The organism is Moraxella nasibovis, from assembly GCF_029581575.1.
Lineage (GTDB): Bacteria > Pseudomonadota > Gammaproteobacteria > Pseudomonadales > Moraxellaceae > Moraxella > Moraxella nasibovis.
In genome coordinates this window covers 1,277,478-1,290,814 of sequence record NZ_CP089975.1, presented here as the reverse complement: position 1 = coordinate 1,290,814, position 13,337 = coordinate 1,277,478, and the positions used below count along the sequence as shown (strand labels likewise).

The following is a 13,337-nucleotide window of genomic DNA, read 5'->3' as shown; positions in this document are numbered from 1 at the left end:
GGTGGTTTTTGTGATGATTGTTTGAAAGGAGAGCTGTTTTGATGGTTTTTGCCAGATTATTCGCTGGGTTTAACATTGGTTTTTTAATTAAGATTATGGATTAAGATTATGGAGAATTTTGCAGGTAAATTTGTGATGAAGTGGCAGGCTTATTTGATTCGCATTTTTTAAAATGTAAATTCTTGTAAAATAAGTGTAAATAAATGAATTTATGATGGCAATTGGCTTGGATAATGTGTTAGGATTGTAGGTTAAATTTTAACCGCCGTATTTGCCGTTTTGGCACCATTTGGGGAGACATACCAAGCTAATGGATACCTTGAACATCATTTATCTTGTTGCATCAATGTTGATTTTTATCAGCATCATGACCAGTACCCTGTCGGCAAGGCTTGGCGTGCCGCTGTTGCTGTTTTTCTTGGGCGTGGGAATGCTGGCAGGTGAAGAGGGTGTGCTGGGGATTCATTTTGAAGAATACTCGATGGCAAACTTCATCGGACAGGCGGCGCTGGCGTGCATTTTGCTCGATGGTGGTCTTAGGACTTCTTTTAAGTCGTTTCGTGTGGGCTTAAAGCCTGCGATTGTCTTGGCGACTTGGGGGGTGTTTGCCACCGTGCTGGCGCTTGGTGTGTTTGTGACTTGGCTTTTGGATGTCGATTGGCGTTTGGGGCTGTTGATGGCGGCGATCGTCGGCTCTACCGATGCGGCGGCGGTATTTAGCTTGCTTAGAAATGGCGGCGTAAAACTCAACGACCGTGTACAGGCGACCTTGGAGCTTGAATCAGGCGCAAATGACCCGATGGCGATCTTGCTGGTGACGGTGATGATCGCCATGAACCTTGACCCTGCCAGCCAAAGCGCTTGGGATATTTTAATCATGCTGGTGCAGCAGATTGGTGTTGGTCTTTTGGCAGGGGCGATCGCAGGCTGGGCGCTGTCAAAGCTTTTACCAAAAGTGCATCTGGCAGAGGGTATGTATGCCATTTTGATCATGTCGGCGGGAATGGCGGTATTTGGTGCGACCAACCTTTTTGGCGGCAGTGGTTTCTTGGCGGTGTATTTGGCAGGCGTTGCCATTGGCAATACCAAAGTGCGTGCCACTGAGCATGTGCTGCGTGTGATGGACAGCTTTGCTTGGCTGTCTCAGGCGGTGCTGTTTGTGGTGCTTGGCTTACTTGTCTCGCCATCAAAAATGCTAGAAGAGTGGCATTATTCCTTAATCATTTTCCTATTTTTGTTGTTCATCGCGCGTCCGCTTGCTGTTTCGACCAGCCTTTTGCCGTTTGGTTTTCGTCCAAGAGAGATTGGCTTTATTTCGTGGGTGGGTTTGCGTGGCGCTGTGCCGATTACGCTTGCGCTCATTCCTGTGATGAGTGGCGTGGCTGGGGCGGATTTGGCGTTTAATATCGTCTTTGGCGTGGTGATTTTGTCATTATTGGCGCAAGGGGCGACCATTCCTTTCATGTCACGAGCCTTTCATGTGTGGGTGCCGACCGATGCTGAGCCTAAGGCTGAGCATGAGATTTGGGTGGGTGATCAGGCGAACATCACGCTGTACGAATTTGAGGTCAAGGCGGGGGCGTTTGCCATCGGTCGTCATCCGCAAAGCATTTCTACAAAGGTCAATTCAAGAGACATTGCTGTCTTTGCGGTGGTGCGAGATGGCTATCTGGTGAGCGTTGACGAAGACACCATGCTTAAAGTCGGCGACATCGTATGGTATGCGCTGTCTGGCGACTGGGCGGCAAGCATTGCTAAGGTATTTAATAACTCAGCCACTCAGTACCAAAAGACCAGTGAGTTTTATGGTGATTGGCTGTTGTCACCGCATGCCCGCATCCGTGATTTGCCTTTTTATAATCTGGCGACTCGCTCACAGAACCAAAACCGCTTTGGCAAGACCATTGCGCCTGTCACCAGCGCGCTAGACAGTATCTTTACGCCGCCCTTAGGTACATCAGGGGGTCTAAAAGGCATCGATGATGAACTGATTGGCACACTGAGTGCTGCCAGCCATCAGACGGTCGAGGAGTTCATGCTTGATCATTTTAAGGCCGAGCCTGTCAAGGGTGATGAGGTGCGCCTGAATGATTCGTGGTCACTCATCGTGCGTGATGTCGATGGGCGTGGCCGACTGCGTGGCATCGGTCTTAAAAATCACAGTGAAAGCTAATTGAGGGCTGGCTAAGGGAGTTAAAATGTTGATGCCTTAGTAGGATGGGACATTGATACAGATGAGCTTGAATTGACACTATTCAAAGCGCTACTGGGATTTGACAATTTTTAAGCTTACTGCTCATTTTATCGCCAATTAACAATCAATCAACAACATCAAACCAATACATTTGTGGAATAAAATCATGCTATTTCATTCATCCAAAAAACCCGTAGAATTACAAATCATTCACCTAAATAAAGTCAAACAAAAGCGCCAAAAGCAGTTTGAGGAAGTCAAAGATACCAAGGGTAAATCTGCCAAAAAATCATGCTTATCTAAGCTACCATTTGGCAAATCTGCGGATAAAGACGCCAAGCCTGCAAGTGATAAGCAAGTCTATGTGCTTGATTTTGATGGCGACATCAAAGCCAGTGCAGTGGCGCATCTGCGTGAGGAGGTGAGCGCCATCATCGCAGCGTCTCGCCCAAAAGATGAGGTGGTGCTGCGTTTGGAGTCTGGCGGTGGTCAGGTTAATGGCTATGGTCTGGCGGCAGCTCAGCTAGAGCGCATCAAATCGGCAGGGCTGACCTTGACTGTGTGCGTGGACAAAATCGCTGCCAGTGGCGGCTACATGATGGCGTGTGTGGCGGATAAAATCATCGCTTCAAATTTTGCCGTCATCGGCTCGGTGGGTGTGGTGAGCCAGCTGCCCAATTTTCACGAGCTGATGAAAAAGCACGACATCGGCTATGAGATGTTCACCGCAGGCGAATACAAACGCACAGTGACGGTATTTGGCGAAAACACCGATGAGGATCGTGCCAAATATCAAGCGGACATCGATCGTATTCATGAGCTGTTTAAGCAGCATGTTAAAAAACACCGCCCATCGCTTGACATCGATCAGGTGGCGACGGGTGAATTTTGGTTTGGTGAGGACGCCAAAGCACTGAATTTGGTGGATGACATCGGTACTTCGGACGCCTATTTATTGACACTGATGGAGAATTATAATGTCTTTGCGCTGCATTCACGCAGCAAGCCAACTTTGGCAGAAAAGCTGGGTCTGAGCGAGCAAATGGCGACTTCTGTGGAAATGGCGGTCGAGTCGGCGGGTGCATCGATTGGCAGATTTATCCATAAGCTTGGTCGCCCCTGAGTGCAGCACGATGATTGATTTAGTGAGTGAGTGTGCACATTAAATCATTAGAATTTTAGCAAAAAATGCGTTAAAATAGCGAAAATATTTATTTCGCTATTTTTTTATTTTACAGCTTAATATTGCTCTTTTTTTTGGCTTGTGCGCTGGTTTGCCGACCTGCGTGCTTGGGCTTTGATTGGTTTGTTAAAATAACAAAATGGCGTTTGGTGCTTGTTTGATATAACTTTTTTTGGAAAGATTTGCATGAAAAAGCTTGAAGAAGTGTTTGCAAAAGTGGATAAATTTGGGCGAGTGGTCGCCAACCAATTTAACAAAATCAAGGATTTGAACGACATTCGTGGCGTCGGTCAGGGAAAGACCGTGCTGATCACAGGCGCAAGCAGTGGGCTTGGGGCGATGATGGCACGCAAGTTTGCTTTTTTGGGCTATGATTTGGCGATTTGTGCCAGACGCTTGGAGCGCTTGGAGGCGCTAAAAGCCGAGCTTGAGGCTGAATTTGGCATCAAGGTGTATGTGCAGACTTTGGATGTGACCGTCTATGAAGATGTGTTTACAGTATTTGATGCGTTTAATGAAATGATTCAAAAAGATGGTGGCAAGATTGACAAGATCATCGTCAATGCTGGCGTCGGTGACAGTCGTGTCATTGGTCATGGGCGCTTTGCCATCAATCGTGCGACCGCCGAGACCAATTTCATCTCAGCTTTGGCGCAGTGTGAGTCTGCCATGCAGATTTTTCGCCGTCAGAACAGCGGTCATCTGGTGGTAATTTCTAGCATGTCTGCGGTGCGAGGTCTGCCACGCCATCTCACCACTTATGCCGCTGCTAAGGCAGGGCTTGCGGCGCTTGCTGAGGGTATTCGTGCTGACACCATCAGCGAAAAGCTCCCCATCACCGTATCGACCATTTATCCAGGCTATGTACGCACAGACCTAAATATCGGCGCAAAATATCTGCCTTTTGAGGTGGGGGAAGAGGAAGGAGCGGAGGTCATCATCAAGGCGATCGAGGCGAAAGTCGATGAGGCTTATGTGCCAGCTTGGCCTTGGCTGCCAATCGGTCTTGGCATGAAGTATCTGCCTTTAAGATTGATTACTAAGTTTTTGTAAATTATCTTAAAAAACTACATCAAATGAACTTACCAACCAAAAAAGATGAGCATTGCTTGTCTTTTTTTTGTTTGGTGTACTGAGCCAAGGATATGGCAAGGATACGGCAAAAATGCGGCAGTCGAAGGGATTGTTGACCGCCAGCAAAGCCTTGGTTTGATGGTTTTATGCTCAAAGCTTGGCAGTGGTGAAAGCTTTGGGCAAGCGATGCGGACGAATGGTACCATCGACATTCATCACACACGCCAATGTGATCACACCTGTGGCTGCGATTTTGCCTTCATGAAAATCCTTGTCGCTGCGATAGATGTGCTGCGTCAAGATGAGACTTGCAGGCTTTTGAGTCATCTCATGCACACTCACCACCAGTACATCATCGACAAATAGGGCGGATTTGTAGGACAAATTTGCCTGACTTACCACAAAATGTACCCTGCCTGATGAGCCGTCTGTGCCACCTGCCACACCATCAGTGTCAAAAAAATAACCATCAAAGCCCAGTGAGCTTAGCCAATCTCTGCGACAGTTTTCAAAAAAGGTCAAGTGGTTGGCGTGATAGACGATGCCGCCTGCGTCTGTGTGATTGATATAGACTTTGTAATGTTTTTTGAAAATTGGTGCGTTCATGGTTATCTTTGTTTTTTGAAATGATGAACTATTGTACACCGAAAAACTTAAAAAGTCTTATAAAAATAATCAAAATTTAAGCAAAAAATTTGCTAAAATAACCCACCAATCAACGACGAATGACGAGTAATGTATGACAACTTTTGTAAGCTTTAATATCAATGGGCTGCGTGCCAGACCGCATCAGCTGATGGCGGTGCGTGATGTGCTTGGTGCTGACATCATCGGACTGCAAGAGACCAAAGTGCACGATGAGGCTTTTCCATTGGCGGATGTGGAGGGATTGGGTTATCATGTGTCATTTTTTGGACAAAAGTCGCATTATGGCGTGGCGATTTTATCAAAAGTTGCGCCGATTTTTGTGCAAAAGGGCTTTCCATTTGCCGACCCAGAGGCACAGCGCCGCCTGATTCATGCCAGATTTGACATCAATGGGCGTACGATTGATGTGATCAATGGGTATTTTCCACAAGGTGAAAACCGCTCACATGAGGTCAAGTTTCCCATGAAAAGGGCGTTTTATGCTGATTTGAACCGCTACATCGATGAGCTAAAAGCCGAGGGTCGAGAGCTGATCGTCATGGGCGATATGAACATTTCGCCCAAAGACAGCGATGTCGGCATTGGCGAGGTGAACGCAAAGCGCTGGCTAAAAAACGGCACTTGCTCATTTTTGCCAGAGGAGCGAGAGTGGTATGAGGCGCTGATGAGCCGTGAGCTGCACGACACTTACCGCAAATTCAAACCAGAAAATTCCGACGAATTTAGCTGGTTTGATTATCGTTCTCGTGGCTTTGAGGATGAGCCAAAACGAGGTCTGCGCATCGATCACATCCTTTGTACTGGCAGTCTGATTGATGACTGTGTGGCAGCGGGCATCAGCTATGACATTCGTGGGCTTGAAAAACCGTCCGACCATGCACCGATTTGGGCGAAGTTTGCCATCTGATCGGTAGATTTGGGTTGTTGAATGCTGCACTTTTAAAAGCCACTGAACCATGAGACTTATGATTTTTGGCTTATTTTGACAGTGCTTGTTGGAGTAAAGGCTGATAACTTGAATTATTTTCATCATTTTTCAAAAATATATCACTTTTATTCAATAGAAAATTGTGGTTTAATACACACATTCCAAAACAACAGGCGCACGAGGTGTCACATGACCACAAATTTTAACTGTCGAGTTCATACCGAAACTTTTGATGAAAACTACGAGCCAGCGAGCAGCACTCGTTTGACGACCAACTTTGCCAATCTGGCTCGTGGCGAAAATCGCAAACAAAACCTACAAAAAGCCATTGCGATGATTAACAACCGTTTTAACGATTTGGCAAACTGGGACAACCCAACCAACGACCGTTATTCGGTGCAACTTGAAATCGTTTCTATCGACATCGATGTAGAGGGCAAGGGTGAGTATTTTTCAGTACTTGAATGGCTAAAAACTTATGTCACCGACCACAAAACAGGCAAAACCACTGGCGGCATCATCGGCAACAGTTTTTCATCATTTGTGCGTGATTATGATTTTAGCGTGCTACTGCTTGACCATAACAAAGACAAGCCGAGCTTTACTGTGCCAGAGGGCTATGGCGAGTTGCACGGCAAATTGTACAGATATGTGCTAAACTCGCCAGAATACAAGGCTCGTAATGAAAAAGCCCCAGTGCTTTGCCTGAGCGTGGCGACCACTCGCACTTATCATCGCACGACCAATGTGCATCCGATTTTGGGCGTGGAATATGTGCAAAATGACTATTCATTGACCGATGAGTATTTTGCAAAAATGGGCTTAAAAGTGCGTTACTTCATGCCAAAAGGCTCGGTTGCTCCGTATGCATTCTACTATGATGAAACGGCTGATTTGCTGAACGATTACACCAATCTTGAGCTGATTAGCACGATTGCGACGATGGAAGCCTTCCAAAAAATCTATCGTCCAGAGATTTATAATGCCAACTCGTTTGCAGGCGAGACTTATAAAGGCAGCTTAAATTATGACGATTATTCGCTGACTTTGGTAGAATACGACCGTGTGGAGCGTACCGAGCTTGCGATTAAGCAGGGCAAACTTGCCGAAGAAAAATTCATCAAGCCTTACAAAGAGATTTTGGACGCTTGGCTTGCCGAAAAATAATTCATAACATCAAGTCAGCCGATGATGAGTCGGCTGATTTGGGTTTTTAAAAGATTGATATTTTGGTGGTTTAATCAGGTGTGTTAATAAGATTTTCCGTTCGCCCTGAGCTTGTCGAAGGGTGGAAAAATCTTAGGTTTGCCAAGCTCACCACGAATGATTTTCTTTTTGTCGCACTTTTTAAACCAGAGCAGATATTTTTAAACATTTTTAGGATAACATCATGAGCAAAATTTTACTCCCAACTTCTACCGCAGGCAGTTTGCCAAAACCGTCTTGGCTTGCCGAACCTGAAAAGCTATGGTCGCCTTGGAAATTTGAGGGCGAAGAATTATTGCAAGCCAAGCAAGACGCACTTTTGGTGTCGCTGGCTGAGCAAACGCGTGCAGGCATTGACATTGTGAGCGACGGCGAGCAAACTCGTCAGCACTTTGTAACGACATTCATCGAGCATTTGGACGGCGTGGATTTTAACAAGCGAGAAACCGTGCGTATCCGCAACCGCTATGATGCGAGCGTGCCAAGCGTGGTGGGTGAAGTGTCTCGTCCAAATTCGGTGTTTGTGGAAGATGCCAAATTCTTGCGTCAGCATACTGATAAGCTGATTAAATGGGCTTTGCCTGGCCCGATGACGATGATTGACACGCTGTATGACGGTCATTATAAGAGTCGTGAAAAATTGGCGTGGAAATTTGCCGAAATCCTAAACCAAGAAGCCAAAGAATTAGAAGCGGCTGGCGTGGATATTATCCAGTTTGACGAGCCTGCGTTTAATGTGTTTTTTGATGAATTGAGCGATTGGGGCGTGGCGGCGCTTGAGCGTGCGGTAGAGGGCTTAAAATGCCAAACTGCGGTGCATATCTGCTATGGTTACGGCATCAAGGCCAACACCGACTGGAAACAAACGCTAGGGAGCGAATGGCGTCAATACGAAGAAAGTTTCCCATTCTTACAAAAATCAAGCATTGACATCGTGTCGCTAGAATGCCAAAACTCAAAAGTGCCAATGGATTTGATTGAGCTGATTCGTGGCAAAAAAGTCATGGTTGGGGCGATTGATGTGGCGACCAACGAAATCGAAACGCCAGAGCAAGTGGCGGATACTTTGCGTAAAGCCTTGCAATTTGTCGATGCGGACAATCTATACCCAAGCACCAACTGCGGTATGGCACCGCTTTCTCGCACCGTGGCTCGTGGTAAATTAAACGCCTTGACTCAAGGTGCCGAAATTATCCGCAATGAGCTTGCAGGTAAATAATCATTCATAGTATTTGGTTTTAAAAGCCACCAAGACCGTTCACTCTGAGCTTGTCGAAGGGTGAAAGGTTTTGATTGATAAATAAAATAAATTTTAAGAAAATAACAATGGTAGATGTAGCAGATTTTAAAGACGCCATGGCAAAGCTGACCACGGCGGTGCATGTGGTGACGACCGATGGTGCAGCAGGCAGACATGGCTTTACGGCATCAGCGGTGGCAAGCGTGACCGACTCACCGCCGACTTTGCTCGTGTGCATGAATACAAGCATTGGTTTTTATGATAATTTTGTCAAAAATGGGGTGCTGATGGTCAATACCTTGGCCGCTGAGCAGTCACACCTTTCCAACACCTTTGCATCACGACTCAACTCTGATGAGCGCTTTGAGCATGGCACTTGGGAGACCTTGACAACAGGTGCGCCGCTACTGTCCGATGCTTTGATTGGTTTTGATTGTAAGATTCAAGAGATTAAAGAGGTTGGTACGCATGGCGTGATGATTTGTGAAATCATCGACATCAAGCACAGCGACAGCCACGAGGCTTTAACTTATTTTAATCGAAGTTATCACAAGACTTGTGAGCAGACGGCGATCGTGTGAGTGCCTTGCCATCAATGCCCTAAGTTAAGCTTGGGGTGTTTTTTTAGGATCGGCTGTCTGCGTGCCATCGCCAAGATTTCGTGGTAAAATGAGCTTTGCTTTTTTATTTTTTAGACATTGATTGAGTCTGGAGGCATCATGCTGACTTTACATCACCTAAATCACTCTCGCTCGTTTCGTATTTTGTGGCTGCTTGAGGAGCTGTCAGCGCTGTATGGCACGCCTTATGAGCTTGTCACTCACACGCGTAACGCCAATTTTCTTGCGCCCAAAGAGATGATGGGCATTCACCCGATGGGTAAGGCGCCCATTTTGGTGGATGATGTTCGAGGGTGTACGCTTGCCGAGTCGGGATTTATCATTGAATATCTGCTCAAATATTATGACACACAAGGCAAGCTGTCGCCCGATGCGTCGCACTGGGAGGATTATGCTTTTTGGCTGCATTTTGCTGAAAGCTCAATGATGCCGCCTTTGGTGATGCGGCTGGTGATGACAAAAGTCGCCACCAAATCGCCATTTTTAGTGCGCCCTGTGGCAAAGGCGATTGCCAATAAGGTGGAATCTTTGATGATTTCAGGCAACATTCGTCAAAGCTTTGGTTTGCTCGATGCGCATTTGGCACAAAGACAGTGGCTGGCAGGTCAGTTTACAGGCGCAGACATTCAGACTTATTTTGCCGCAAAGGCATTACAAAGCCGTGGCGGGCTTGGCGACTGGCAGCACATCAGACGCTGGATGGCAGACTGCGAGGCAAGAGCTGAGCATCAAGCAGCGGTTGCTAAGGGCGGTGCGCTGTTTGCCTGATGGCTTGGTACAAATGGCAGCTGCTATCTTTTATCCAAAGCGGTGGCAAGTTTGCTCTTTTGGGCTTTGTCCCAGTGCTGCAAGGCAAGCAGGCGGCGCTTATGAATCTCTGAAAGAATGATGTTTTTGCTTTGCTCGTGTTGTTTTTTGAAAATTTCAAGCAGTTTTTGACAAAGCAGCTCATCAAAAAACAAGCCGATATTTTCAAATCGTTCGGCGGTCATCTGCCCAAAAAACCCCCGCCATGATTCGGCCAGTACATCTTGCAGGGCATCATTGGGTAGGCTTGCCATGATAAAATGCGCCTGCCCATTGATCACTTGTGGGTCGTCGCTTTTGGTCAGCGGCGAGATGGCGTCACCAAGTTTGCCAAGCTTTGTGATGGTGCTGACAAGCTCGGTTAGGGCATCGTCGCCAATGCTGTGCCATGTGGGTAATTCTGGCAAGTGTAGCTCATGCTTTTCAAGGCGTTCGATGAAATCGACATGCACATCGACCACGCCAGATTTGGTCAAGATTCTAGACAACGGGTCGTCATCAAGCAGGTGCGGTGCGTATAGCAGGCACAGATACAGCAAAATGTTGCGATTGACGCTGGCTTCGTAGTTTGCCTTATCGATGACATAGCGAGTTTTTTGGTCTTTGGCGCCAAGCTTTTGATAGATGTCGTTGTTTAGCCACCATTTAAAGCTCGACCCTTTGGGAAATTTGGCGGTCAGCTCTTTAAGCTTTGCCATTGCCGCCGCTTTATTTTCAGGAAATCTTAAATCATAGCGCAGGCTTAATACATTAAAAATGTAATCTGAGGTGCTAAGAGCCTCTTCCATCTGCAGGCGCATGGCATCCGCACCGTGTGCTTGGAGGTAGGTATCTGGGTCATGATTGTCTGGCAGGGTGAGAAATTTGAGCTGCTTGCCGTCGGCTAAGATGGGGGCAGCGACTTCCAAGGCACGCCAAGCGGCACGCTGTCCTGCGCCATCGCCATCAAAACACATGGTCAGGCTGTCGTTGTATTTTAACAAACTGGCGATTTGTCCTTCGTTGGCGGCAGTACCCATCGGTGCGACCGCCCCATAAATGCCCGCCTGATACAAGGCGATGACATCCATGTAGCCTTCCACCATCATGTAGCTGCTGGCTTTGGCTTGGCGGGCTTCGTACAATCCGTATAAGATGAACTGCTTTTGAAAGACGGGCGATTCTGACGAGTTGATGTATTTTGGCATTTCATCGCCCAAGGCTCGTCCAGCAAAGCCCACCACACGCCCTTGCTTGTCTTTGATGGGGAAAATGACTCGGTCTCTAAGCAGATTAAAATCTCGCCCCTTTTGTGAAGTGCGAGTCAGACCAAGGATTTTTAAGCCTTCGATGTCCTGTGGAAAGGCTTCTTCTAGGTGTTGCCAGCCGCTTGGTGCGTAGCCCAATTCAAAAGTAGTGATGGTCTCTTGGGTCAAGCCACGAGAGGCAAAATACGCCATCGCCGCAGGATTTTGGTGCAGCTTGTGCTGATAAAATCGGCAGATGTTACCAAGTAAGCTGTACAAATCGCCTTGTGCATCTGACTCATCATGCGTGGGTGCGTTAGGACTGGTGTCATTATCAAAGGCGGCTGTGTGATTACCGCTTAGATAGTCATGGTAAACCGCATCATCACGATAGACATCGTCAATATCGGACAGTGTTTGCCCGCCAAAGGATTGATCGTTGTTAGAATACTGATGAACTGTGGTTGATTGGTCGGTGCTGGGCTGACGATTTGCTTTGGCAGTGGTTTTGGGCTTGGTGGTTTTTTTGTATTTGATGGACTGTTCAAAGGCATCGTCTTTGGGCAGGTCAATGCCTGTTTGTTCAGACAAAACGGTCAGCGCCTCGACAAAACTTAGGCGCTCAAATTCTTTTAAAAAGGTGATGGGATTGCCCTTAGCGCCACAGCCAAAGCAATAGTATAAATTGGTCTGTGGATTGACATAAAAGGACGGTGTTTTTTCGCCATGAAATGGGCAGCAGCCTTTAAATTCACGCCCAGCAGGCTTTAAAACGGTGTGGCGGCGAATCATGCCCACCAAATCGGCTTGGCTATTTAGCTGCTCTATGACAGATTCAGGAACTCGCATGACGCACCTTTCGTTGCTGGGTTTTTAATCCAAAAAGACAATCAATCCCATAAATGTTTTTATGGGATTGGCTGTATGGCGAATGAAGGGCTGTCTGTCAGCGTGGCACTTCATTGGTGCGACCTGCATCAGCCTCCTGCTTAGGCAGACCTAGTCCGATTTGCGGTAAGCGTCGCTCGGTGGTAGGGGTGCTTTCGATGTCTTGGCTTTCGCTGATCTGAGGTAGGGTCAGACCTGCCGCCTGACGCACGACTTGGGTGCGTGTTGCACCTGTGTAGCTGCTGTCAGTCGCCTCAAAGCTGTCTTTGCTGCGTCCTAGTTTGCCAAGCGTGATCATGGACAGTGTGCGTTTGCCCCATGATGACGCCCCTTGGTTTGGCAAGCGTACCTCGCCTGCGCCAGTTAGGTATTGTGGGTGGTTGATTTGCAGCAGGGTTTTGTATTGATTGGCGGTGTCGCTCATGCCAAGTTTGTCATAGCTGTATGCCAAAATCGCCATTGCCTCAGGCACAGCCTCAGACTGTGGGTAGTATTGAAACACCCATTTGGCTCGGTTGGCAGCCGCCAAATACGCATCACGCTTGATGTACCAGCGGGCAGCGGTCAGCTCATGCTCAGCAAAATCATTATAAAGGGTAATCATGCGCTGAGCGGCATCCGGGGCGTATTGGCTGTTTGGAAAATTGCTGACCAGAGAGTGAAAATCGTTGAAAGCCAGTCGTAGCCATGAAGTGTCACGCTGTGACTGATCCATTCTAAACAGGCGTGAAGACTTTGGCGAGCCGCCCATGTGCGTCACGCCTTGCACATACAAAGCGTAATCGATGCTACGGCTGGTGGGGTATGAGCGCATGAACTCTGCCGTGCTCTGCGTGACCGCCTCAAAGTCGCCGGCTTGGTACTGAGCGTAGATCAAGTCAAGCAGTGCTTGCTCAGCATAGCGACCTGTCGGATAGAAAGTGCGGATGTTCGTCAAAGCGGTGATCGCTTCACGATTGCGACCCTTATCAAGGGCGTTTTGGGCGTCTTGATAGTAGCTGACATCGGACTTCTCGGCGGTGGCGATGACTTCTTCTTTTTTGCCAAATGCGCCTTTTAAAGTGGTGCAGCCTGTCATGACCATGCTGCTGGCGACTAGGGCGGTGATGAGTTTTAGTTGTAATGATTTCATGAAAGCTCCGCAATCTTTAAAATGGGTTGATGTAGGTGAATTAGGGCTAGTTTACCACAATTTGTCATGAAAAAAACAATAATTGTCGGTTTTTGCAGGAATTTTGTGGATTTTTTATGCTAAATTTGTCAGAAAAAAACACACAAATGTGATAAAGTGTTAGGTAATTTTTGTCACTTAAAATTGTAATT

Annotated in this window: 11 protein-coding genes; 8 read left to right on the top strand and 3 right to left on the bottom strand. The window is 47.2% G+C overall.

Annotated elements, in window-relative coordinates; genetic code table 11:
- The first annotated feature begins 310 nt into the window (after window positions 1-310).
- The 3 genes from LU290_RS06155 (at window position 311) to LU290_RS06145 (ending at window position 4,430) form a co-directional block, all read left to right on the top strand.
- Window positions 311-2,173: a potassium/proton antiporter gene (locus LU290_RS06155; RefSeq protein ID WP_277807740.1), complete on the top strand. Its 1,863-nt coding sequence runs from the start codon at window positions 311-313 to the stop codon at window positions 2,171-2,173.
- 187 nt (window positions 2,174-2,360) lie between these two features.
- A complete protein-coding gene (gene sohB, locus LU290_RS06150; protein ID WP_277807739.1) occupies window positions 2,361-3,317 on the top strand; it encodes a protease SohB in 957 nt (318 codons plus the stop codon).
- Window positions 3,318-3,563: 246 nt separating this feature from the next.
- Window positions 3,564-4,430: an SDR family oxidoreductase gene (locus LU290_RS06145; protein ID WP_277807738.1), complete on the top strand. Its 867-nt coding sequence runs from the start codon at window positions 3,564-3,566 to the stop codon at window positions 4,428-4,430.
- A gap of 171 nt (window positions 4,431-4,601) precedes the next feature.
- Here the strand turns inward: LU290_RS06145 and LU290_RS06140 are convergent, their stop codons facing one another.
- Window positions 4,602-5,057, bottom strand: coding sequence for a hotdog domain-containing protein (locus tag LU290_RS06140; RefSeq protein WP_277807737.1), 456 nt, complete (start codon window positions 5,055-5,057; stop codon window positions 4,602-4,604).
- A 133-nt stretch (window positions 5,058-5,190) separates the two neighbouring features.
- Between LU290_RS06140 and xthA the strand changes: the two genes are divergently transcribed.
- From xthA to LU290_RS06115, 5 genes are all read left to right on the top strand, one after another.
- Complete coding sequence (xthA, locus tag LU290_RS06135) at window positions 5,191-6,006, top strand: exodeoxyribonuclease III (protein WP_277807736.1); 816 nt, start codon at window positions 5,191-5,193, stop codon at window positions 6,004-6,006.
- Between the two features lie 210 nt (window positions 6,007-6,216).
- Window positions 6,217-7,194: a putative oxygenase MesX gene (locus LU290_RS06130; protein ID WP_277807735.1), complete on the top strand. Its 978-nt coding sequence runs from the start codon at window positions 6,217-6,219 to the stop codon at window positions 7,192-7,194.
- A 223-nt stretch (window positions 7,195-7,417) separates the two neighbouring features.
- A complete protein-coding gene (locus LU290_RS06125) occupies window positions 7,418-8,452 on the top strand; it encodes a methionine synthase (RefSeq protein ID WP_277807734.1) in 1,035 nt (344 codons plus the stop codon).
- Window positions 8,453-8,559: 107 nt separating this feature from the next.
- Window positions 8,560-9,054 carry a flavin reductase family protein gene (locus LU290_RS06120; RefSeq protein ID WP_277807733.1) on the top strand — a complete coding sequence of 165 codons (495 nt, stop codon included), beginning with the start codon at window positions 8,560-8,562 and terminating at the stop codon, window positions 9,052-9,054.
- A gap of 138 nt (window positions 9,055-9,192) precedes the next feature.
- Window positions 9,193-9,861 carry a glutathione S-transferase gene (locus tag LU290_RS06115; protein WP_277807732.1) on the top strand — a complete coding sequence of 223 codons (669 nt, stop codon included), beginning with the start codon at window positions 9,193-9,195 and terminating at the stop codon, window positions 9,859-9,861.
- Between the two features lie 23 nt (window positions 9,862-9,884).
- Here the strand turns inward: LU290_RS06115 and LU290_RS06110 are convergent, their stop codons facing one another.
- Window positions 9,885-11,975 carry a DNA primase gene (locus tag LU290_RS06110; RefSeq protein ID WP_277807731.1) on the bottom strand — a complete coding sequence of 697 codons (2,091 nt, stop codon included), beginning with the start codon at window positions 11,973-11,975 and terminating at the stop codon, window positions 9,885-9,887.
- 97 nt (window positions 11,976-12,072) lie between these two features.
- Entirely contained in the window at window positions 12,073-13,146 is a 1,074-nt protein-coding gene (locus LU290_RS06105) for an outer membrane protein assembly factor BamD (RefSeq protein ID WP_277807730.1), read from the bottom strand.
- Window positions 13,147-13,337 lie beyond the last annotated feature (191 nt).

Excerpts from the sequence above, each read along its gene's own strand:
- sohB (WP_277807739.1), top strand. The coding sequence starts at position 2,361 with ATGCTATTTCATTCATCCAAAAAACCCGTAGAATTACAAATCATTCAC.
- LU290_RS06140 (WP_277807737.1), bottom strand. The coding sequence starts at position 5,057 with ATGAACGCACCAATTTTCAAAAAACATTACAAAGTCTATATCAATCAC.
- LU290_RS06145 (WP_277807738.1), top strand. The coding sequence starts at position 3,564 with ATGAAAAAGCTTGAAGAAGTGTTTGCAAAAGTGGATAAATTTGGGCGA.
- LU290_RS06110 (WP_277807731.1), bottom strand. The coding sequence starts at position 11,975 with ATGCGAGTTCCTGAATCTGTCATAGAGCAGCTAAATAGCCAAGCCGAT.
- LU290_RS06125 (WP_277807734.1), top strand. The coding sequence starts at position 7,418 with ATGAGCAAAATTTTACTCCCAACTTCTACCGCAGGCAGTTTGCCAAAA.
- xthA (WP_277807736.1), top strand. The coding sequence starts at position 5,191 with ATGACAACTTTTGTAAGCTTTAATATCAATGGGCTGCGTGCCAGACCG.
- LU290_RS06120 (WP_277807733.1), top strand. The coding sequence starts at position 8,560 with ATGGTAGATGTAGCAGATTTTAAAGACGCCATGGCAAAGCTGACCACG.
- LU290_RS06115 (WP_277807732.1), top strand. The coding sequence starts at position 9,193 with ATGCTGACTTTACATCACCTAAATCACTCTCGCTCGTTTCGTATTTTG.
- LU290_RS06155 (WP_277807740.1), top strand. The coding sequence starts at position 311 with ATGGATACCTTGAACATCATTTATCTTGTTGCATCAATGTTGATTTTT.
- LU290_RS06105 (WP_277807730.1), bottom strand. The coding sequence starts at position 13,146 with ATGAAATCATTACAACTAAAACTCATCACCGCCCTAGTCGCCAGCAGC.
- LU290_RS06130 (WP_277807735.1), top strand. The coding sequence starts at position 6,217 with ATGACCACAAATTTTAACTGTCGAGTTCATACCGAAACTTTTGATGAA.